We start from the raw sequence: 23225 nt of genomic DNA on the forward strand, positions 1-23225 counted from the left end.
AATGACAAACTTACTACGTGAATGGAAGTCACAATTCCATGGCTACAGCCGAAATATTTTGCTGTTTTTTTGGTTTAATTTTGTATGGAACTTAGGTTTAGGTATGTTTGGTCTCGTCTATAACCTTTATGTCAGAAGTCTCGGCTATGACCAAACGGCTGTTGGCAGCATGGTTGGTATGGCGTCACTGGCAGCGGCCATTATTCTCATTCCCGCGGGTTTAATGAATGATCGTTTCGGACCTAAGCGTGTCATTACATTTGGTCTTATTCTTACCATCGTAACTTTGACTGCTCGCTCCCTTATTGAAGCCAAAGAGGGTATGCTGATCTCGTCATTCTTGGGCGGTATGGCTCTTGCTGTTGTTTCAGCAACCATTCTACCGTTTATGGCCAACAACTCCACCCCACAGCAGCGAGTTCACCTGTTCAGCTTTAACATGGCTCTTGTCATGCTTGCGAATGTCGTTGGTATTGCACTGGGGGGCGTTCTTTGTGATCTTTTTCAATTCATTATCGGTTTAGACGAAATTCGAAGCTTGAGATTTACCTTATTAATTGGAGTCGGTATTGCAGCACTTGGTTTTATACCTATGGCTTTTTTCAAGAAAAGTGAGCAAGAAATACAGCCGCGTAGCGAATCACTAAAGTGGAAGCAAGTGTGGAGCGTACATAAACCTTCCTTACAGGTTATTGGTATTTTTTGTTTATTAGGCTTGTTGTCATCCATGGGTGGGGGCATGATTGTCCCCTATTTAAATGTGTATTTTGAAGATCGTTTTGACGCTTCGAAATCCGCAATTGGTATCGTTGTAGCTTTAGGTCAAGCCGCAACAGCGATTGCTTTTCTCATTGGACCCATGATTGCAAAGAGATTCGGAGAAGTTAAATCTGTCGTATACCTGCAGTTATGTTCAATTCCATTTCTCCTCCTAACCGCTTTTTCTGCTAATTTTTACTTATCTTCGGGTGGATACTTGTTCCGGCAAGCCTTAATGAACGCCGCTAATCCTTTTTATAATTCGATCAAAATGAGCTACGTGAGCCGATCACTCCGGGGATTAGCGTCCAGTTCAGGGGAAGCCGTTTTTCATCTAGGCTGGTTCCTTGCTTCTCCAATAAGTACGGGCCTTGTTTTCCGTTATGGTTCTTACTACGGCTACGCGTATGCTTTCTGCATCACAGCTGTAGTCTATACAGTAATCTCCTATTTATTCTACTTCTTTTTCGGGAAAAATCGGTTTAAACCCGTTGATGAATCCGCATGAGATAAACCTTTATCGAGGTCTTTCGAAGATGAGCGACCGCGCTTAGAGAGGAGAGACTTTGGTCTACGACCAAAGATCCCTATATTAGGTTTATTCGCCAATAAGAATTTCGTTCTCCGATTAAATCGGAAACTTATAAATTCTTATGTGGTAAAAAATGGGTTCTTTCTATCGTTGACTTGAACGATGGAAAGGAAATACAATAAATGAGAGCGCATTCATTTCAAGATCCTGGTGCTCATTATCGATGATCGATTGTGAGGGGATTTGCTTATGCGGAATAAAATCTTCATTAATGGACAAAGTATCGTCTTAACGTGGATGATCTCCTATATCGTCATTCTACTTTTACCCGTGGCAATCGGCTTATTGTTGTATATGGAATCCAGTAAAACACTGAAAGAAGAAATTCAGCAAGCCAATGATTCTCTTTTAAAACAAGTTCGGGAAATTATGGATAATCAGTTTAAAACCATGGAACAGCTGAATTTCGAGATTACTTGGAATGTAAGCGTTCAGGAGTTGCTCTATTCGAATAAATATGACGCATTTCCCAAAGAATATAGATATGATGCTTATCAAATCGCACGTATACTATCTATGTACAAAACCTCCTACCCGCTGATCGATTCTTTCTATATTTATTTGAATAAAGATCAATCTGCTATTCTTCCTACCACCGTTAGAACAAATAGCTTTGCCTATGAAACTTTACATATGAGCGATGCTTTCTCGTTCTCATCATGGCAAGCCATTGTGACCCGCAGCAATTTCAAAGGATTTATTCCCATGTACCGGATTGGCGACGATAATAAGCTGCGAAAAACGGTAGCCTACATCAGCACATACCCCGAAGAGCATAATAAACCGCTAGCTACTAACGTCATTATGGTCGATCAATCTCGTATTATTGGCGCCATTCAAAATATGGAAATTTTCAACAAAGGTCACGTACTCATCCTAAATAATGAAAATCAAATTTTGGCTTCCAACTCCACAGATTCGCTTCCAACCGATTTTCCTTTTGATCAATTAGATAGCTCGTCTAACTTCTATTACACCGACTCTAGTGGCGAGAAATATGAAGTTTTCAACATTCAGTCACCACGTTCCAAACTAAAATATGTGTCTATGATGCCCAGCACCGTATATTGGAAAAAAGCCGCTCACATTCGTAACCTAACTTATTTGAGCATGGCGATCAGTTTGCTTGGCGGAGGTATCCTGACTTATGTGTTTCTAAGAAGAAATTACAACCCCGTTCGTCGGTTGGTACATGCATTTTCCAAAAAACAGACTTTACAATCTAGTAAACGATACAATGAATTTCATTTCTTACAAGAAGCCGTGGACAGTACATTAATCGAAATTGCTGATTTCAAAAATAAAATGGAGCAGCAGCGGCACATTGTCCGCTCCCACTTTATCGAAAAGCTGCTGAAAGGAAAACTGGACAGCCAGATTCCTATCGATGAGGCCTTAACGACCTTTGAAATGAAGCTAGACCGTCAGGATTTTGCCGTCATGCTATTTGTTGTCGATAAGAGTGAACCCTTCTTTGAACGAATTAACCATACGCCTGAAGGGGATAAATGGAAGCTTCTTCAATTTATTATTATGAATGTCGTGGAGGAACTATTATCTGAAAGGCACCGTGGGTATGCTGCTGAGATTGATGATACCCTCGCCTGTTTAGTCAATTTAACCATGGAAGATGGATATAGCTCCAAGCTGGAGTTACTTAGAATCGCAGACAAAGCGCAAACTTTCCTCTCATCCACTTACGATATCAACTTAACAATTTCTATAAGCAGTATCCATGAACGTATCGCTGATGTACCTCAAGCTTTCTTAGAAGCTCTAGATTCCATGGCCTTTAAGCTTGTTATGGGTGGACCAGAGATTCTATCGTATGACGATTTGCAAGCAAATGTCACCTGCGAGTCTAATTCCGGCTATTATTATCCGGCGCAGATTGAGCAGCAATTCATGTATGCTGTGAAGCTAGGGGAGCTTGAAGAAGCGCAGATGATTCTTACTGAGATTATGAGTAAAAACTTTGATAATCCTGGCATTTCGGTTTCCTTAACGAAGTGTCTTATGCTCAATCTGGTAACCACCATGATGAAAAGCATTAGCGAAACCGGAGATATCCAGGAAAGCTTCTTTATACGCAACCCAAAACTTCTCGACCGCCTTCTATGCAGTAAAACCGTTCAAGATATGCAGCTCCAGCTCAGTGATATGCTCGAGCAAGTGTGTGTCTTCACGTCAGCCAAACGGCAGCATACGATTTCACTTACACGACAGAAAGCCCTTCAGCAATTGGTAAATGAAGTGACGGCCTATATCGAACATAATTACACAGATGCTAATCTGAATGTCACGATGATTGGCAGCCACTTTAACCGCAAAGCCACCTACCTATCGAAGCTATTCAAGGATTATGTGGGAGAGGGGCTGCTCGATCGCATTAATAAAGTCAGAATTGAGAAATCCAAGCTGCTGCTAGGGCGGCAAGAGCAATCGGTCGGCGATGCGGCTTACGGGGTGGGCTTCAATGATATTAATGCTTTTATTCGTGTTTTCAAAAAGGTGGAGGGCATCACACCGGGGAAATACAAAGAGCTGATTGAAAAATAAATGGGGTGAGGCAATCACCTCATTTATTTTTGGGCTGCAAGCGAATATTGGCTAAATTGATGAAGCAATTGGATATTTTGTAGAGTCTACGCACAGAATTCGAGAACCAATTGGATATTTTGCAGATAGTCAAAATGGAAGCGCTGTCATATAGTTAGGTTAGACATACCGCTACTCACCTCACACAATCTTAAACAGTTTTCCAGGGAAACTCAGTATCGCTTCGATAGCCGTTTTCTAAACTCGGCAATGCTTACAATTCCAGTTTTCTGGCGAAAAACTCAGTATCGCTTTCGTTGCCAGTTTTTCTGGCGAAAAACTTTTAGGAGGTCAACCTATGAAAAAGAACAGAAAAAAAATGTTCACCATGCTGGTTACAACATCATTGATGGGGAGCTTAGTCGTTGCATGTTCATCCAACACCCCGACTACAGTCAACAGCGCTAGTCCCAAAGCAACTGCCGGTGGAACGACCGCTCCTAGTGCCGCCGCTGTCACTTATCCTCTAAAAGTGGACAAAACACTAACTTACTGGGGCGAGCTTTCAGGTAACCTAACGGGAGTAAAAGCAGCCCACGCAGATGTACCATTTTTCCAAGATTGGCAGAAGAAGACGGGTGTTAATCTGAAGTTCAGCGCTCCTCCCACAAACCAAGCAGATCAAGCTATTAATGTCCTATTAGCTACAGGTGATTTACCTGATATGATCGAGTATGATTGGCAGGGGAAATTCCCAGGTGGTCCTGAAAAAGCGATCAAAGACGGATACATTCTAAAATTAAATGATACGATCGATAAATTTGCACCGAATTTGAAGAAGTTCCTCAAAGAGCATCCAGAAGTTGATAAACAAGTAAAAACCGACAATGGCAGCTATTACGTCTTCCCTTTCATCCGCGGCGATGATTACCTGCGTGTCTTCCAAGGTCCTATCATTCGGAAGGATTGGCTGGATGATCTGGGTCTACCTGTTCCTCAAACCATCGATGAGTGGTACACAACACTCAAAGCCTTTAAGGAGAAAAAAGGCGCAACGGCGGCCTTCTCCGTCGTGAGTGTTCCCAGACCTTTCAACGAGTTAGCAAACGGCGCTTTTGCAGGTGCCTTCGGTGTGACGCGTGATTTCTTCATCGACAATGGCACAATTAAGTTTGGCCCAGCTGAAAAGGGCTACAAAGATTTCCTGGCTACCTTCCACAAATGGTACGAAGAAGGGCTGATTGATAAAAACTTCGCAACAGCAGATGGCAAATCCTTAGACGCCAACATGGCTTCCGGCGCGACAGGTGTGACCGTACAGAATGCCGGTGGAGGCATCGGTAAATGGCAGCCGCTAATTACAGCTAAAGATCCTAAAGGCGTTCTCATCGGGGCTCCATATCCGGTTCTCAAGAAAGGCGACATCGCGATGTACGGCCAGAAGGATCCAGCTAATGCGCCCGGAGGTATGGTGGCCATCACTGCGTCTTCCAAAAATATTGAAACCGCAGCGAAGCTTCTTGACTATGGCTACTCCGAAGAAGGTCATACGTTCTTCAATTTCGGAACGGAAGGCGTTGCTCATAAATTAGAGAACGGCTACCCGAAATATACGGACCTTCTCATGAAAAACCCGGATAAATTGGCACCGGCACAAGCTCTGTCACTGTACATCCGCGGTAACTATAATGGTCCTTTCGTTCAGGATAAACGTTATATCGAGCAGTATCTGGCTTTGCAAACACAACGCGATGCCGTTTCCACTTGGCAGAAAACGGATGTTGATAAACACAAACTGCCTCCTATTACAGCTACACCGGAAGAAAGCACAGAGCTTGCCAAAATCATGACTGACCTCAATACACTAGTCGATGAAATGACGCTCAAAATTATTTTGGGAACAGAGCCAGTGGATAGCTTTGATAAATACATGGAAAAATTCAAATCCGTTAAGCTAAGCCGTGCTCTCGAAATTAAAAAGGCATCCTTAGATCGTTATAACAAAAGGTAGATGACAGGCCAGGGGGAGGGCAGCGGCTCTCCCCACTTTACTAGAATCCCGCGGCGAAAGGAGAGATATCATGCGTAAAGCAGGGGAAGCAACCTTCCAAATACGCTTCAAGCGCGATTTTCTGCTGAATAAATATTTATACCTGATGATGGTTCCCGTTCTGGCTTATTACTTTATCTTCCATTATGCGCCGATGTATGGAGCCTTGATTGCGTTTAAAGAGTACACCCCCAATAAAGGCATTCTGGGCAGTGAGTGGGTTGGCTTCCAACACTTTAATGATTTCTTCAGCAGTTATTATTTCTGGCGAATTCTCAAGAATACCGTCATTATTTCCCTTTACTCGCTATGTTTTGAATTCCCAGCTCCGATTATTTTGGCGATTCTTATTAATGAGCTTACGAATAAAAAGTTTCAACGCTTCGTTCAGACGGTCACCTACATGCCGTATTTTATTTCGCTCATCGTTATTGTCGGAATGATCAAAGATTTTACGAATAACGGCGGTTTAATTAATAACTTTCTGACTTATTTTGGCTTCAATGATACGGCTATGCTGCAGAAACCGGAATTATTCCGAACAATCTATATTTTATCTGAAATATGGCAAAAAATCGGATGGGAATCCATTATTTATCTTGCCGCACTCATGGGCATTGACCAGGAGCAGTACGAAGCGGCGAAAATGGACGGTGCCAACAGAATCAAGCAAATTTGGCATATTACCTTACCTGGTATTCTCCCAACCATTGCGATCATGTTCATTTTACGTATGGGGAATTTATTGAACGTTGGCTTTGAGAAAATTATTTTGCTCTATAACCCCAGCACCTACGATACGGCGGACGTCATCTCTTCTTTCGTTTATCGCAAAGGGCTCATAGAATTTGGTTGGAGCTACAGCTCTGCGGTTGGTTTGTTCAATTCTGTGATTAATCTAGCCTTACTCATTGCAGCAAACAAAATAAGTAAAAAGATAAGTGAAAACAGCTTATGGTGATGGAGGTGGTGTTGAAATGAAAACGAGCTATTCGGACAGAGTATTCGTCACTTTAATCCATGTCTTTTTACTCATGCTTGTCGTCGTTACCCTGTATCCACTTCTCTATGTCACATTTGCCTCGTTTAGCGATGCCGGCCAATTGATCACGCATAAAGGGTTCCTGATTAAGCCTCTGGGTTTCAGTTTAGAAGCTTACAAAAGTGTTTTTAATAACCCTGCTATTCTAAAAGGCTACCGAAATACGTTGTTTATCCTCTTTTTCGGTGTCATTACGAACCTTATTGTTACTGCTTTAGGCGCTTATGTGCTCTCCCGTAAAAATGTCATGTGGAACCGCGTATTCATCTTCGTTGTCGTATTAACGATGTTTTTCCACGGTGGCCTTATACCGCTTTATCTCGTTGTAAAAGGCGTCGGTTTAATCGACTCCCTATGGGCGACCATTTTGCCCTTTGCCATCAACACATTTAATCTGATCATCATGCGCACAGCTTTCATGGCGGTCCCAGAAAGCTTGGAGGAATCTGCTAAAATGGATGGGGCCAATCATTTTGTGATTCTTTTTCGTATCATTATCCCGCTTTCCATGCCCGTTATTGCCGTAATGATCTTGTACTATGCCGTTGAGAAATGGAATGGTTGGTTCTATGCGTCCATCTTCCTAAAGGATCGTGACCTCTACCCGCTCCAGCTCACTTTGCGAGAAATATTAATAGCGAATAATACCGATTCCATGTCATCAGGGGCTAATGCGGCCGAGCAATTTCAAATAGGGGAAACGATCAAATATGCAACTATCATGGTAGCTTCGGTGCCTATTCTTATTTTGTATCCATTCGTGCAAAAGTATTTCGTCAAAGGCGTCATGATTGGCGCTGTCAAAGGGTAAAACAAATCGCCGTTCGCCTCTTCAACGAGGTGACGACGATACGTCTTTTTCCGCTGAGCGGTCGTTTGAGGACCTCTCAGTACAGCCTCCGAACATTCTGGCGGCCTCTTCCAGCTGAGCGGTCACTTTCGGCTCGCTCAGCTTGCTGGGGGCCGTCGTATCTGAGAATCCTCCAATGCGATTGAGCTTCTAGCCCCTTCCAGACAGGGAAAAACAAGCCACACCCTGCGCAATTTTACACGGGGAACTGCGGCTGTTTTGGGAATCCAGGAGGTCCTTGCCGGAGTGTCGTTCTTTTTCTTCTTTTATACATCCATACACCGGCAAGTGCCGTTAAGACAATGGCGATGATTCCTTCCGGACTGGGCATAGCCAAATAACTAAATTCCGTTTTCACGAGAACGAACTTTTTCAGAATCAATGTATCAATGAAGGCATTTCCAGCCATGTGCATGAAGACGGCTGGCCAAACGCTTCGAGTCATCAGCAGAATCTCACCGTACAGAACCGCCATGACGATCACGCCAAGCATCATGCGAGGGATATAGGTGATCATGCTTTCCGTGGTCTCCACGAACAGAAATAAATAAGGAAAGTGCCACACGCCCCAAATTAACCCCACGGCAATATGAACGATAAAACGATGATAACCAAGCGTATAAAGCTTTGGAGCCAAATAGCCTCTCCATGCAAATTCCTCAAATATGTTTTTGATGAGGCTTGGCACAAGAGCTAAACCGACTGCCGTCAAATAGTGAGAAGACATTGGGGACATATTCGTCCACCCCAAGCTTGAACTGATTCCGACAATCACCATGGTCATTAAGGGAAAGAATAACAGGCTGAATAAATAGAGAAATGCGTTTCCTTTGACTCGAGGTTTGATGCTGAAATCTTTCCACCCATCTCCCATCCAACTGCGCAAAATGACCATCGTCAGGAGGGGAGACACAATCCAAATCAATTGCCCCAGACTGCCATTCTCATCCGTTCCGGCCTGCAAATCAACCAGTCGTCCGATCCAGCCGCAGCTTAACGCAACAAGCGAGAAAATAATCACGTTGCGTAGCGTTTTGTTATCCTTCATTTTCAAGCTCCCAGCTCCTCTTTTATTTTCTGAACATACTTCTCGTACCACGCTTTCAAGAAATCATAATAATCACTTCCGAATTCCAAAGTATCCAGCCTGCTTCTCACCTTCGGGTTGTTGAGAAGCTCTTGGTTTTTCCCGAGCTGTTCCCGATTCATTTGCTGAAACATCTTCAAAGTAGACCGGACCGTTTCGATCTCATTCAAGTACGTTTCAATGAGTTCAAGTTTTCTGGGATCTTCGACGTAGTTGAAGAAGAACATTTTGACGAGTGCCGGATCCCTTGGTTTGTCTAATGCGATCGGCTCACTGGCCCAACTCAAGAATTCCTTTTCTCCATCTTCGGTGATCGAGTAAACCTTCTTGTTCCTCCCCCCCTGACGCACTTCCGTTAAATGAACATGCCCATTCTGAACGAGTTTCTTTAAGGCTGGCTGTATGCTACCTTGACTGGAATTATAGAAAAATCCGGTGCTTGCCTCCATGCTTTTCTTAAGATCATAGGACGACTTATCCCCGTCCAGCAGCAAACCCAGAATGATTTTGTCCTGCATGATGGACACCTCCATTTATGTCTATTAGATATGTCCATTAGACATATACAACTAAATTCTATTTCCTTTATTTTCCTCTGTCAACATGATTAAAATTCCCTCCATACAACATCTCACAAGCAAGGGGCTGTCCTCAAGTAGATTTTACCTACTTTTAGGACAGCCCCATCTTAATCCGTGTAAGCCAGATTACTTACGATCATTAATTGCTTTAATGATTTCTACTGGAATTTTCGGCTTTCTGTCATATGTTAGAAGGCCGTTAATTTCCTGCTCGACGTCGGTTAACTGCGTGTAACAGTAACCCTGTACAACGCCGGAGTTTAGCAGAGGACGTATGACGGCGCGCAGCTTTTTCTCATAATCCTCGTCATTATCCGCCCCGGAATATCCCCAACCTTCCCATTCGCTTTTCTTGTAAGCAATACCGCCAAATTCGGTAACTAGAATCGGCTGATCTTCATAAGGGAAGCCTTCAACAAATAAGCGGCGATTCGCTGGCATCGCATGAACAGCTTTATCGCTAGAACTGTAGCGCTCTTCCAGCACATCTTCACGCCATTCATAGTCATGAATGGTGAACAGATCCGTTTTCACAAGCTCCCAACCATCGTTAGACACAACAGGACGCATCGGATCAAGCGATTTAGTCAAATGATACATGGTCAGAGCATGCTGCTGCTGCAATTTATCGATTTGAATATTAGGCACTCCCCAGCTCTCATTCAAGGGAACCCAAGCAATAATGGAAGGATGATTGTAATCGCGATCGATAGAAGCAATCCACTCATTCGTAAAACGACTAACATACTTCTCCGTATATTCATAAGCGTTAGCCGCCTCACTCCAAACGACTAATCCGAGCTTATCGCACCAGTAAAGAAATCTTGGATCCTCCAGCTTTTGATGTTTGCGCGCGCCGTTAAATCCCATTGCCTTCGTTAACTCGACATCTTGCTTGATCGCTTCATCACTTGGCGGCGTCAAATTGCCATCTGGGAAATATCCCTGATCCAGAACCATTTTCAAAAAATAAGGGCGGTTGTTCAAGCATAATTTACCGTCCTCGATGGATACCTTACGCATCCCGAAATAACTAGTTACCACATCTACAGCTTTATTATCAACCAGCAGCGTGAACGTGACATCATATAAATTCGGATGCTCCGGTGTCCACCATGCACCGAGTCCATGATCGTTGAAATCATTCAGACGAATTTTTCTCGCCCCGGAGCTGCTGCGCATCCCATACGTATCTTCCGAAACGAGTTCTCCATTAAATGAAATCTCTACTTTCAGCTGCTGCTTGGCGTTTGAGTCAAAACCCTGGAGAAAGAATTGGAATTCCACTTGTTTCTCATCGATATCCGGGGTAATTTTTACTTTGTCCAAGTAGCCGTCGGCAGATACCGCTTCCATCCATACGGTTTGCCAAATGCCTGTCGTTCTCGTATAGAAAATACTTGCGGAATCCGTATGCCAATATTGCTTACCTCTCGGCAGCGTAACATCTTTACTGTAATCGACCGCTTTGACAACCAGTTTATTCGTCCCAACCCGAAGCGCATCCGTGATATCTGCATGGAAAGGGGTATGTCCACCTTCGTGCTTAGCAACTAGCACCCCATTCACCCAAACCGAAGCTTCGTAATCCACCGCTCCAAAATGAAGCAGAATCCGCTTATTCTGAAAAGCTTCGGGTAAAGTTAGATCTCGGCGGTACCATACAACATCGTGAAACTCATTGCTCCCAATGCCGCTCAATTTACTTTGGAAAGCGAATGGCACTTGAATGGTTTTGGATAACTTTCTATCCCCCAAATGCCACTTCTCTTTACTTCCCACACGATCATCATCAAATTCAAATTCCCATTCGCCATTCAGGGTGATCCAGCTATCTCTTACAAATTGAGGTCTAGGGTACTCAGCTCGTGGTTGGTTGGCCATCAGTAATCGTTGCCTCCATATAATTAATTTAAAAGTTAACTAAATAACATAAATAACTCTTAATTATTATCATATCAAGCTCCCATAATGTCAATATGCGTTATTTAATTAACTTAAAAGTAACGCAAAAACACCTCTTCTCAGAGGTGTCCATTTCCTTTTTACCACATATTTAATCGATGTATCCGGCAAATCCCTTTTTCATTAAATAGTCCATCTCAGCTTCCAAAATGGTATCTACCGCCAGTTCTGTCAATTTCACATCGGGTCTGCCCAGAATATGATCGATCAGTTCATCGCTGTCAATATCAACTTCCCCTTTGGCATTTTCTTCCGCTTTGACAATATAATCCTTCTCATACTTCAATACCAGCTGAATTTGCTCAGGATCGGCCTTCGATTTGTCTACTATGAATTGTATTAGCTCTTGTTCGTTTAATTGCTCCGTCATGTGATGTCATCTCCTAATGGTTGTTTAAGACTATTGTAGCATAGTGTTGTCCGTGATTAAATTATACTCTCTTTCGAAAGAGAGCTACACCAATCATGCATACAGGCAGCAGAAATCCAAATGTGAATGCGTAGGTGAACCATATTTTGGAAACGAAATTTAGGAAATAGCTTGTATTTGGGTATGAAACAATGGATAAAACAATCAGAATCATCCCTAAAGGGAGAAGCAGGGGACGAATTACTTTCATTTTCATGATTTGAGCGAAACTAAGGGCTGAAGCATAAAAACAAATCGTAAGCTTAAAGAAGATCGTGATAAACCAGATCCCCGCCATAATGACTTCCAATCTTTCCAGAAATCCTCCGATGCTGATCTTTTTCGCTAAGTTATAGCTTGGATACATTTGCCTTGCGGTCATAGCTGCACCAAGAACCAGAATCGATATCAGGGTTATGATTATCAATATGAATCCAGCGATCGCCGTTCCCACAAGAAAAGCTTTAATAGCTTTTTTATCGCAATTTACAAAAGGAATAACCATCAATAATACGATAAGTTCCATAAAGGGCGTTCCGATTAAAGTTAAGCTCGCTCTGATAACAGGCATGATGCCTTCGCCAAGATAAGGTTTAAGCTGAATGAGCCGGATTTGCGGCAGCAGGAAAATGACCATAGCAAAAAAGAATAGCATAACCCAAGGGAAAAAAATCTCCCCGGCACGTGCAATGGTTTCAAGACCGAGCCAGTTTGCCATAATAACAGCAGCGAGAAAGATTATGATAATAAACTGAAGCGGCGTATCTGGGAGAACCTGGGTTGTCATAAAGTCACCGATGTTCCGCAATACAAGCGCAGCGAGGAGGAGGAAGAAGCTGAAATAAAGTAAAGAAACTATTTTACCTATCCAAATGCCGAATATTCCCTCGCACATCTCCACTAAAGTTTGGTTAGGAAATTGCCTTACCAATGCATGATATAAATAGACCGTTAGCAAACCAAGACATACTGCCAGAATGGCGGATATCCATGCATCTTGCTTTGCTTCCGCGGCGAGGCCGGCGGGGGTTATTAATATCGAGCTTCCTACCGTAAATAGCGTAACGAGAATGGTGAATTGTCGGATACCAATAATACCATTTTCCATCTCCTTGCTACGCCCTCCTCTCGTTCTATCTCATTTTATTTCAAAAGCCCAAGTAAGAACTTGCTGAAAGGTTGAAAAACAAAGGTGATGAAATCTAACGGGTTGGGCAGTTTCATTTGCAAACTTTGGGCAATGCTCAGTATTGTACCCAGCAACAATAAACAGCAGAAAATAACAAATTCTTTATGCAGCCTTTTCTTTATAAGCGCTGGAATCTCTAGTATCGCGATAGCTGTAGAGGCCAAAAGTATCGCAGCAATTGTCCACATTTTTTATCATTCCTTTGTTTTTTGTAACAGAGAATCACTTACAGTGCCCAAACGACGAATCTTGACTTCTGCTTTCACATGTACGGGTAAATCAACAAATTGCTCCTTCCAGTTACTTTTGTTTTTATTCCAATACTTGGGGTCGGCACGATAAATCGCTTCACCAAAGCCGAAAATATCTACATCGTATTTTTTTGCTTTTTGAATAGCGGCTTCCATAATGCTTTGCACCTCTTTTTCCGCTGCTTTCTCCAGTTCCTCTATGCTTTGAGGATCGATGAGATCGATCTTACATTGCACTTCACCCACATCCTCCTCAAGATAAACATCAGCAAAGATTTGCGGTTTGCCGTTCTCCACTTTTCCTCTCATTCTCGTTTTAGTTCGCACCACTTCTACTGCTAAAATGCCGCCTGTGGGGCAAGGTATATGTCCGATCGTGCTTTTAACGTTATCTATAATATAATTGTAGCCTTTACTTTCCTTTTCATTTAGCCAACCGATAAGTTTGTCTTTTTTAAAAATCGCTACACCCGAATATTGTAAATAGGAAGAAGGGGCTATTCGATCCAAATTACTCATATCACTACCTTTTCTTGGATCACCTTTAATTTGTATGCCTGTTAATACGGGATCTTTTCCCTCTGTTTGCAGATCAGAAACTAAAGTATCTAATTTTACTTTTACCGTAGGTGCCCAAACCTTTTCAGATAACTCTAAAGTGGTATACAATTTATTTGAGGGAATTTTCTCGATAGGCGTAAGAATTTTCAATACATTCTCAGCCGTTGTTCCTTTGGCAACAACGATATAGAAATCAGTTCGCATCTCATGATTTCTTGAAATCCCATCCAAAATCGGCGTAATCCCTTCTCTGGCCAATTCTTCACTGATCACAAGAATCCGAAGATGGGAAGAGTACACTCTTCTTGGACTTTGTTTGGAAATTTTTCTTAAAGCTTCAAAAATAGTTTGGGATGTTGCTTGAAATGTGCTTACAGGTGTAGTCATTCCAGTCCCTCCTCTTTTTGAAGCCACTTCACCGGGGTTAACAATTTGAATCGTCACCTGCACTTGATCATCTTTTTTATCAAAACCCATACCAATCGATATGGCGAGATCATTAAGCTCGCGTCGACTCCAGCATCCCGTGAGTAATCCAATTATGATGAACAAGGCGACGAGCAGCATTCCATATCTTCGCATTACGATTGACTCCTTTATCTAGGGCTTGGTTTCAGGCTTATTCGAAGAAGCATTGTTCTCTCGAATGTTATTTTTTTGACTGATAAGCCGAGGCCTTGCATATAAAGCCCATTGCGGGAAGCGAAAAATCGTATCTTTCTGATCCGCTAATATGAACGGCGCCATTGGAGACATGTAAGGAATTCCGAAGGACCTTAAACTGCACAAATGAAGAACGATCGCGATAAGCCCAACTGTAACGCCAAATAAACCAAAAGAAGCCGCGATAAGCATTAAAAGAAATCTCAAAATCCGAATCGTAATCCCCATATTGAAGGAAGGAATGACAAAATTGGAGATGGCAGTGATAGCCACTATAATAACCATCGCAGGAGACACCAAACCTGCTTCTACTGCTGCTTGACCGATGACTAGTGCCCCTACAATTGAAACGGCTTGTCCGACAGTCTTCGGCAGCCTCACACCGGCTTCTCGAAGGATTTCAAAGGTTATTTCCATGACGACAGCTTCGATAAAAGCAGGGAAAGGGATCCCTTCTCTTTGAGCAGCTAAACTGATCAGAAGAGACGCGGGCAGCAGTTCTTGGTGAAAGGTGGTTATGGCAATATATAGGGACGGAGCCAACAAAGATATGAAAAAACATACGTAACGAAGTAAACGAAGTAGTGTTGCAAAATCCGCTCGTTGGTAGTAATCCTCTGCAGATTGATAAAATTGAGTGAATAAAGCAGGTGCCATAAGCACAAAGGGAGTGCCATCGACAAGAATAGCGATACGCCCTTCCATTATGCCTGCAGCAATAACATCGGGACGTTCCGTATTGTACAAGGTTGGGAACGGGGTGAATGTTTCGTCTTGGATCAACTCTTCGATATTGCCGCTTTCAAAAACCGCATCAATATCGATGCGCCCGAGCCGAATTCTTGCTTCCTCCACCAACTTCTCATTCACAATTCCATTCAAATACATGATGGCGACTTCCGTTTTGCTCACACGACCGATTGTCATGGATTCCATCCATAGGTTGGGATCTTTTATTTTTCGTCTGATGAGTGAGGTGTTTGTGCTTATTAGCTCTGTAAACCCTTCACGGGGGCCCCTTACAACTGATTGAGTCGTTGGTTCTTCAACGGAACGATACTCCCCGCCTTGTGTATTCGCCGCCAACCCTTGTACATATCCATTCATTAAAATAACCGTTAATCCCGATAAAATAGATTGATATAAGGTTTCAAAATCGGTAATTTCGCGAACTTGACCAAGTATGCTCATTGAATTTCTTAATGCATTAAACGGGAACTCACTTGAATCAACTTTTAAATTTTCGCTTAGCATGGTTTGAATAGAACTTGGACTAATCAGTCCATTGATATAAATGACTCCAATTTGTATTGGATCTGCTTCATTCAGTTGTATAGTCTGAGTGATGATATCATTACTGTTTCCAAAGGCTTTTTTGACTTTGTCAAAGTTAAGATCTAGTGACTCCTCAAGAGCTTCCTTTGGGATCAATAAGCCAGTCTGATTGGGCCGTGCGTCTGTTACGCTGTTATAATTATTCCGAAGAATTTTTTTGATGAACTTCATGGTATTACCACCTTTTCAAGTGATCTTAGTTCTTCATCATTGACTTTCGGATCGCGGCAACCCCTATTATGAGGATCGGATACAGCAGTCCAATGGTTAAAGCGTAGGGGATATAAGCTTTGGTATCAAATTCCGCCATATAAGCAACATTCGGATATACAACAAGCGAAAAAACAACCAGAATCATCCCTAAGGGCCAAACGAGCGGGCGATAATCTTCTATCTTCAAAATTTGAGCTAGTCCCGTAACGAAACCATAAAAATAAAAGGTTGTCTTGAAGTAAACCGTTAGAAACCATATCCCTGCTATAAGAATTTCAACACGTTCCAAAAAATTACCAATGTTAATCTGTTTGGCTAAAACATAGCTTGGAAACATATGTCTTTCCGTCATTTTAGTTCCCAATACCGATATGCATAAAAAGGTGATAATTACGAAACAAGCTCCGCCTATTAGGGTAGCAATCAGGAAAGCTTTTTTTGCCTTTTGAAAATGATTGACATGAGCAGGGAACACCATGAAGAGCACGATAAAAGGAAGTGAAGAAGTACCGGCAACGGATAAAGCCGCTTTTATCAGAGGTTTACTGCCAACTGAGAACATGGGCTGCAACTTTTCAACTTGAATCTCAGGTAAAAGACAAGCGACCAAAATAATAAATAGCATAATGATCCACGGGAAAAAAATCTCTGCCGCACGGACTAAGGTTTCTAGTCCAAGACGCACACCCATGACAACAACGATGGCAAATATACTATTGACGGCTTGAATGGGCGTTTCCGGCATGACGTGTGTGTTTATAAAATTTGCCATATAAAACAAGACAGTGGCTGCTCCGATAAAAGAAAAGAAAAGAAATACGAGTGAGAGCATCTTCCCTGGCCATTTTCCAAATAATTTTTCATTATATTCAACCAGGGTCAAGTTTGGAAAATAATCACCAACCTTGTTGTATAAGCATACGACTAACAAATTTAAGCCAACTCCAATTATAGCTGCGAGCCAGGCATCTTGTTTGGCATCAACAGCAAGCCCCGATGGAATAACCAAGATTGTAGTCCCAATTGTGTATATAATCACAAGTACAGCAAATTGACGCACGGATATTTTAATGTCTTTCAACATAATTCCCTCACCTAGTGATTCCATTTAATGATACTATTCCCATATTTCCATAAACCATTAACAAGATATGGATTCTAAATTGTTTCACATCATGATTAGGTTTAAAGTATAGTTAACATATAGGTGATGGAAAAACATTCCTAGGATTTTTTAAATAAAAGGGGGTGCTTGTATGAATTTGGATTTACGTGTGGATGCGTTGGAAATGAGGGTCAAAGAACTCGAAGAACAACTGAGCATCCTGCTTGAAAGAGAAACCAAATCACAAGCTCAGAAAGTACTTACGACACAACCAATATCAGATCAAAAACTACAATCGACGCAGCAGCCTCTTCAACATGAGGTAACAATACCGGTTCAGCAACCGGCGCCTCCAAGAGATTGGGAGCATTTGATCGCTCGCGTTTGGCTGCCGCGGATTTTCATCGTCGTCTTCCTGTTAGGTGTCCTATGGGGCTTTACAGCAGCCGTTAATGCGGGGATTATCACCGAACCTGTTCGCTGCATACTGGGCGTTATCGTCGCTGGCTTCATGTATTGGCAAGGAGAAATCCAAATTCGCCGGAAACGCATGGCTCTGGGGCAAGTGCTGCTTGGCGGATCCAGCGGGGTCCTTATTCTATCTCTTTTCGCAGCACATATGCTATTCGCATTGATTCCATCCACACTTTCGTTCGTTCTATACGTCGTTTCTATTGCTATAAGTGTATTTACGGCGGTCCGTCACCGGTCCCAGGCACTTATGATCATTACGCTACTCGCTGGTTATCTAGTGCCTTTCCTAGTCGACTCAGCCAAACCAAATATTTGGGTATTTGCAGGCTATGAAGGGTTATTTTCAATGGTCATGATCTTGTTATCGTTGCGTTATTCCTTTCGCGGCGCTTATTTTACTGCGTTTGGAGTTCTACATCTTCCATTAGTCTTTTCAACTCTGTTCGTAGATGACATAGGCAGCCGACCAGCGATCCTTACTGTCGTTATTTTGCAGCATTTGCTCCTCTTTGCGATATCTATTCTCCGTTCCAAAGACAGCCTGATTGGGCAGCGAATCACCTTATTCCTAAGCTTCGGCCTGCTCGCGGCGTGGACGTACGGCCTATATGGCGGTTCCAAAGATCGTGTCTTCTATGAATGGATGCTAGCGATATGGTCGCTTCTCTATAGCGGTACTTCTTTCTGGCTTTATCGTCAAAAGAGAGCTTTTTCCGTTCAGCTATCCATTGCAACGTTCAGCGTTTTCCTTTGGCTCATTTACGTGCTGCACGCGGATCAAGCCGGCTCCGCCATTCTTGTAGAGGGTGCAATTGCGCTATGTTTAGGTGCTAAATTCAAAAGCAAACTGCAACAAATCAGCGGGGCTATCACTTATTTCATAGGGATGTTATTCGTCCTAACTCATCCGATACGTGATATACTATCAGCCGAATCCTTTGCGTGGCTTGTACTCTTGGCAACTATTGGCGGTCTGTATGCTTTCTACCGTTCCATAATTGAAGAAGGCCGCGCTCGAACAGAAATTAGTCTCATCCTGCTATGGATGGAGTTAATTCTCTTACTTGTTTATCTCACACAACTGACCAATTCCCTGACGCGAACGATCATATACGATTACCAGCATTTGATACTTTCAGCAGTGTGGGTTGTTTATGCCATTCTACTCATTGTCTTTGGACTCATTGTCCATAAGCCTAAAGCAAGGCTAGTGGGCATCATTTTCTTATTTGTTACCTTACTCAAAATTATTTTCATCGATTTACCTGATGTATCTACAGCTGTTCGCGCTATCCTGTTTATCGGACTTGGAGCCATTGGTGTTGGTATTTCTAGATTATTTTATAAGCGGAAGGAATAGATTCCTCGCTGTAAGCGCGAAAACCGTGCTTACAGCGAGAGCTATGCGAGCCGAAGCTCGCCCACAGAATCCGAGAAGCCGGAAATCGACTTCTCGGCAGACTGTCCCGCGCATCCATCCAGATTAAGTTCGGAAAATGCGCTTAACCTGCTTCTCCGTGTATGGGCTAAAACGGTTACCAATGTTGTAATTACTACAACAATTCACACGCCTAAAGGCTATTTTGCAAGTTGAAGTTGAAGTCCGTACAACATTTCGAGCCCATTGATTGCAATATCGCCTTTATCGGGCCCAATTGTTGTACAATATGCAACAATGAAGGGGGAGAGGCGGGATATTGGCAGAAATTGTTGTACATTCTACAACATCACTTCAACCGAAAATATAGATTCATTCATCTTGCAACCTCAAGAGAGCATGTATGACGATGTATACCGATAAGAATAAGACACCTCATTGGCCGAATAATTCGACGGTCTTGAAAATACAACAATTCAAGCCTAAGGCAGCTCTACAGCCTAAAAACTGGCTAAATTGTTGTATAACATATTATGCATATCCACTATCTCACTTAGCCTTGCAAAAATCGCGAAAAAGCCGTCCCGAGTCAATACTCGAGGCGGCTTTTCAATCTAACTATGAAAGATCAAATGCCATTAAATCTCTAGCCATCGTGATTCTACCCGAGTAGATATCTCGCATGCCTTCCGTGTAATCGGCCTCAGCCTCATCATTAGCTGCAGGCGCAGGTATATGGTGGGTGAGCACCAGATGGGCAACCCCTGCTGCTCGTGCGATTTCGGCGACTTCCAGCGTAGTTGAATGATACTTTGCAGGATTGGATAAGCCAATAGTCTGCTCTGGAAATTTGGCAATAAGCGCGTCTAGCCATGTTTTATTGTAAGATTCATGCACAAGTAAATCGACACCTTGACTTTGTTTAACCATATTTTCAACAGGGATCGTATCCCCCGAAATGACAACCGATTTGCCGTTGTATTCGAATTTATAAGCAATAGCTGGATAAACAGGCTTATGATCCACTTCGAAAGCGGTGATTTTAACACCACCCTGGTCGTAAACAATACCTTCGTTGCTTTCAAAATATTGAATGTCCGCCCCTGCCCCAGCTGAGAAATTAACATTCACCCGAAGATTCACGTCGAAATCAAAAGACTCTCTCATTTTACTAATAATCGCTTTCGTCGTCGTTGGCCCGTACACATTCATTGGACCTTTCCGCCCCTCAAATACCCGATCCGCGATCACATGTGTACGCCAGCTCGTAATGAATACATCGAAAAATCCGGAATTATGATCGCTATGATGATGGGTGAAAAAGATAGCCGAAATCCGCTGCGGCATGATCCCCGCCTTAATTAGTTGATCAACGGTCGCGCCACCGCAGTCGAACAGAAAGGTTTTATCCCCTGCGAGAATGGCGACGCCTGCTTTGGCTCTACCATAAAAGGCCCTCGGTGTACCTGTACCTAGTATCACTACTTTGATATGCTCATGAAAATCCGGCAATAGGTTTTCCTGCGGTTGTATGTGCAAATGAATGACCTCCTAAGTAAGCTAGCTTATTTTTCTTTTTTCACTTCATTCAAAAGCGTTAAATCCAGGAATTTAGTGAAGTCTAGTTCTTCCGCTTTCACTTTTAAATATCCAGCCTCAAATGAGGCTTTAGCCTGCTCGTTAATATCATCTAAGGTGATATCTTCCGTTAATTTCAAATGATCGATGGCCGCTTTAATGAGCGCCGGATCCATCCCTTTGCCGGTTAACTGCTTTAATTCTTCGCTAATCAGACCATAGGCTTTGCTCGGGTTTTGCTGAATGAATTCGATGGCTTGTTTGTTTGCTTTCACGGCTTTTTTGGCCAAATCACGGTGCTCTTTGAGAAATTTATCGCTCGCTACGAGAATTGTTAATGGATAATTCCCGTCTTTTGGCGGAATTTTATTCCAATCTACTAGAATCGTTCCAGAACCTTCTTGAATGATTTGTGTCCCCCAAGGTTCTGCAATTAATGTAGCATCCACTTCTTTCTGCCTTATCGCAACCAAGGTATCTGCCGGAGCACGTGTAACAATTTGTACACCGGAAGTATCTGTGGATACTTTTAATCCTTCCTGTTTCAGCAGCAGGCGAAGTGATAGATCAGGCGTCCCACCTTTGGCAGCAACGGCCACGGTTTTACCTACGAGATCCTTAACAGATTGGATGCCAGCATCCTTACGTGCCACCAATACCGCTCCACCGTTATTTGCTCCAGAGATCACCTTGATATTTTTACTTTTCAAATATTGATTGATGACCGGTCCCGGACCTACATAACCAAGATCAATCTGATCTGTCGCAATCGCCGTTGCGAAGTCCGCTCCGTTGTCAAAAGCCGTGACTTCAATCTTGGCATTTTGGCCAAAGCCTTGCTGGAAGTAGTTATTTTGCAGTGCTACAAATCCCGGAGCGTGGGTAACATTTTTCAAAATACCAATTTTCACCGTCGTACTAGCAGCACTTGAAGGTGCTTCTTTACTCTGTCCGCAAGCTGATAATAGCAGTGATCCGGTTAACACCAAACCCATGACCCAACCTAATTTTTTCAAAATAATCCCCCCTTATTTGTTCTATGAAACGCTATTTATTTCTTAAGCTGAAAGCGAAGCACGATTTTATCCTCTAGCTGTTTGAAACAGAAATGATCCGAAATTGTACCTATAACGGCGATAATAATGACCACGCACAGAATGGATGCCGTATCTCCAAGGCCGCGTCCATCCTGCAGCATTTGCCCGAGACCCACTCCCTTAGCAATAAGCTCCCCTGCTACAAGTGCCCGCCAAGCAAAGGCCCAAGCTACTCGGATTCCTGTTATCCAATGGGGAAATGCCGCCGGCAGCTGCACTTGAAAGAACAATCGGTAACCGCTGCCTGTTCCAAGCATTTGCGCAGCTCTCAGATGAATCGGTGAAATATTTAAAATCCCCGTCCTGCTCGCCATGGACATCGTCCATGTCGCACCTATCGTTGTTATGAAAATCACGGAAGTGTCATTAAGTCCAAACCAAATAATCGCGAAAGGAAGCCACGCTATACTCGGTACTGTCTGAAGGGCAACAACCACAAAGCCGAAAGTTTCGTCAAAATACCGATAACGTGCAAATAAATATCCCAAAATCGTCCCAAGCCCAATTGAAATCGCGAATGAAATGAGTAAACGACGAAGACTAGCTATAATTGCGTTAAGGAGATGCCCTTGCGTAAAGCCATCATAGAAGGCTTGGAAGGTTTGCAGCGGTGAAGGAAACTTCCACCCCCACTGAAAAACCCTAAATCCCAACTCCCATATGATCAGCAGAAGAATTAGAAATGCTGTTCTTCTTAAGGCTGTATTCATGGCCGAGCTCCTCTCTGACTACCTTCTCGAGCTCATCCGTCAGAGCTTCCATTATTTTATTTTCCAATGCGTGGATGAGCGGATCGCCACTTTGATGAGGCCTTGCTGCTTGTACGGCAAATTCCTTCTTGACCCTACCTGGCTGCGTCGCCATAACGATAACCCGATCTGACAAAATGACGGCTTCGCGAATGTTATGTGTAATAAACAAAATCGTTTTACCTGTTTTAAGCCAAATTTCTTCTAAATCCTTCAGTAAAATAAATCGCGTTTGTTCATCCAATGCCGCAAAAGGTTCATCCATCAACAGAATGTCGGGATCCATAACGAGCGCCCTGGCAATGGCTACTCTTTGTTTCATTCCCCCGGATAGCTCGTGTGGATAACGATCGAAAAACTTGCTCAAGTGAACGGCTTTAATCTGCTCAAAAGCGAGTGCATAGCGTTCTTTCTTCGATAGCCCCTTTTGCTTCAAACCGAATGCCACATTATCAAGAACCGTAAGCCAAGGAAACAGGCCGTGCTCTTGGAAAACAACGATCCGATCAGCCCCCGGAGCCGTAACCTTTTGCCCACCCACGGTAATCGTTCCGCTGCTCACTTTTTCAAACCCTGCTATCAGGTTCAAAAGCGTTGACTTCCCACAGCCTGAAGGGCCTACCACGGAGACGAACTCCCCTTTCTTAATCGTGAGAGAAACTTGATCCAACGCCGTATAGGAATTGCCTTTCCGCTGTGAAAAAGATTTATTCACATTGTTTATCGTAATCATTTGAATGCCCTCCAGGCCAATCTCCG

General features: G+C 43.0%; 19 protein-coding genes. 6 read left to right on the forward strand and 13 right to left on the reverse strand.

The window, feature by feature from the left end:
- Position 1: 1 nt before the first annotated feature.
- The 5 genes from QFZ81_RS25885 to QFZ81_RS25905 all read left to right on the forward strand — a co-directional run bounded on the left by QFZ81_RS25885 (position 2) and on the right by QFZ81_RS25905 (position 7792).
- Positions 2-1267 carry an MFS transporter gene (locus QFZ81_RS25885; RefSeq protein WP_307605319.1) on the forward strand — a complete coding sequence of 422 codons (1266 nt, stop codon included), beginning with the start codon at positions 2-4 and terminating at the stop codon, positions 1265-1267.
- A gap of 273 nt (positions 1268-1540) precedes the next feature.
- A complete protein-coding gene (locus QFZ81_RS25890) occupies positions 1541-3910 on the forward strand; it encodes a helix-turn-helix domain-containing protein (RefSeq protein ID WP_307605320.1) in 2370 nt (789 codons plus the stop codon).
- Positions 3911-4247: 337 nt separating this feature from the next.
- Positions 4248-5900 (forward strand): type 2 periplasmic-binding domain-containing protein, encoded by a 1653-nt coding sequence (locus tag QFZ81_RS25895; RefSeq protein WP_307440147.1) that lies wholly within the window; start codon positions 4248-4250, stop codon positions 5898-5900.
- 70 nt (positions 5901-5970) lie between these two features.
- Positions 5971-6900 carry an ABC transporter permease gene (locus QFZ81_RS25900; RefSeq protein ID WP_307440145.1) on the forward strand — a complete coding sequence of 310 codons (930 nt, stop codon included), beginning with the start codon at positions 5971-5973 and terminating at the stop codon, positions 6898-6900.
- 16 nt (positions 6901-6916) lie between these two features.
- On the forward strand, positions 6917-7792 hold the full coding sequence (locus QFZ81_RS25905) for a carbohydrate ABC transporter permease (protein ID WP_307440143.1): 876 nt from the start codon (positions 6917-6919) through the stop codon (positions 7790-7792).
- 235 nt (positions 7793-8027) lie between these two features.
- Here the strand turns inward: QFZ81_RS25905 and QFZ81_RS25910 are convergent, their stop codons facing one another.
- The 9 genes from QFZ81_RS25910 to QFZ81_RS25950 form a co-directional block, all read right to left on the reverse strand.
- A complete protein-coding gene (locus QFZ81_RS25910; protein WP_307449476.1) occupies positions 8028-8879 on the reverse strand; it encodes a type II CAAX endopeptidase family protein in 852 nt (283 codons plus the stop codon).
- Between the two features lie 2 nt (positions 8880-8881).
- Positions 8882-9436, reverse strand: a complete 555-nt coding sequence (locus QFZ81_RS25915) for a PadR family transcriptional regulator (protein WP_307605321.1) — start codon at positions 9434-9436, stop codon at positions 8882-8884.
- Between the two features lie 189 nt (positions 9437-9625).
- The gene (locus QFZ81_RS25920; RefSeq protein WP_307605322.1) at positions 9626-11383 is read right to left on the reverse strand and encodes a glycoside hydrolase family 2 protein; all 1758 of its coding nucleotides are present in this window, start codon (positions 11381-11383) and stop codon (positions 9626-9628) included.
- 172 nt (positions 11384-11555) lie between these two features.
- Positions 11556-11834, reverse strand: a complete 279-nt coding sequence (locus tag QFZ81_RS25925; RefSeq protein ID WP_307440137.1) for a hypothetical protein — start codon at positions 11832-11834, stop codon at positions 11556-11558.
- A gap of 61 nt (positions 11835-11895) precedes the next feature.
- Positions 11896-12981: a GerAB/ArcD/ProY family transporter gene (locus QFZ81_RS25930; protein WP_307440135.1), complete on the reverse strand. Its 1086-nt coding sequence runs from the start codon at positions 12979-12981 to the stop codon at positions 11896-11898.
- 35 nt (positions 12982-13016) lie between these two features.
- On the reverse strand, positions 13017-13250 hold the full coding sequence (locus tag QFZ81_RS25935; RefSeq protein ID WP_307440133.1) for a hypothetical protein: 234 nt from the start codon (positions 13248-13250) through the stop codon (positions 13017-13019).
- Positions 13251-13256: 6 nt separating this feature from the next.
- Positions 13257-14441 carry a Ger(x)C family spore germination protein gene (locus QFZ81_RS25940; RefSeq protein WP_307440131.1) on the reverse strand — a complete coding sequence of 395 codons (1185 nt, stop codon included), beginning with the start codon at positions 14439-14441 and terminating at the stop codon, positions 13257-13259.
- Positions 14442-14474: 33 nt separating this feature from the next.
- A complete protein-coding gene (locus QFZ81_RS25945) occupies positions 14475-16043 on the reverse strand; it encodes a spore germination protein (protein WP_307605323.1) in 1569 nt (522 codons plus the stop codon).
- A 25-nt stretch (positions 16044-16068) separates the two neighbouring features.
- A complete protein-coding gene (locus QFZ81_RS25950; protein ID WP_307440127.1) occupies positions 16069-17169 on the reverse strand; it encodes a GerAB/ArcD/ProY family transporter in 1101 nt (366 codons plus the stop codon).
- A 172-nt stretch (positions 17170-17341) separates the two neighbouring features.
- Between QFZ81_RS25950 and QFZ81_RS25955 the strand changes: the two genes are divergently transcribed.
- Positions 17342-19024, forward strand: coding sequence for a DUF2339 domain-containing protein (locus tag QFZ81_RS25955; RefSeq protein ID WP_307605324.1), 1683 nt, complete (start codon positions 17342-17344; stop codon positions 19022-19024).
- A 636-nt stretch (positions 19025-19660) separates the two neighbouring features.
- Here the strand turns inward: QFZ81_RS25955 and QFZ81_RS25960 are convergent.
- From QFZ81_RS25960 to QFZ81_RS25975, 4 genes are read right to left on the reverse strand one after another with little or no spacing between them, the layout of a single operon-like run.
- On the reverse strand, positions 19661-20581 hold the full coding sequence (locus tag QFZ81_RS25960; RefSeq protein WP_307605325.1) for an MBL fold metallo-hydrolase: 921 nt from the start codon (positions 20579-20581) through the stop codon (positions 19661-19663).
- A 26-nt stretch (positions 20582-20607) separates the two neighbouring features.
- The gene (locus QFZ81_RS25965) at positions 20608-21636 is read right to left on the reverse strand and encodes an ABC transporter substrate-binding protein (protein WP_307440118.1); all 1029 of its coding nucleotides are present in this window, start codon (positions 21634-21636) and stop codon (positions 20608-20610) included.
- Positions 21637-21671: 35 nt separating this feature from the next.
- Positions 21672-22427: an ABC transporter permease gene (locus tag QFZ81_RS25970; RefSeq protein ID WP_307440116.1), complete on the reverse strand. Its 756-nt coding sequence runs from the start codon at positions 22425-22427 to the stop codon at positions 21672-21674.
- On the reverse strand, positions 22360-23199 hold the full coding sequence (locus QFZ81_RS25975) for an ABC transporter ATP-binding protein (RefSeq protein ID WP_307440114.1): 840 nt from the start codon (positions 23197-23199) through the stop codon (positions 22360-22362). The genes QFZ81_RS25970 and QFZ81_RS25975 overlap by 68 nt, the downstream gene beginning before the upstream one ends.
- Between the last annotated feature and the right edge of the window lie 26 nt (positions 23200-23225).

This window comes from Paenibacillus sp. V4I9 (assembly GCF_030817295.1).
In the GTDB taxonomy this organism is placed as follows: domain Bacteria; phylum Bacillota; class Bacilli; order Paenibacillales; family NBRC-103111; genus Paenibacillus_E.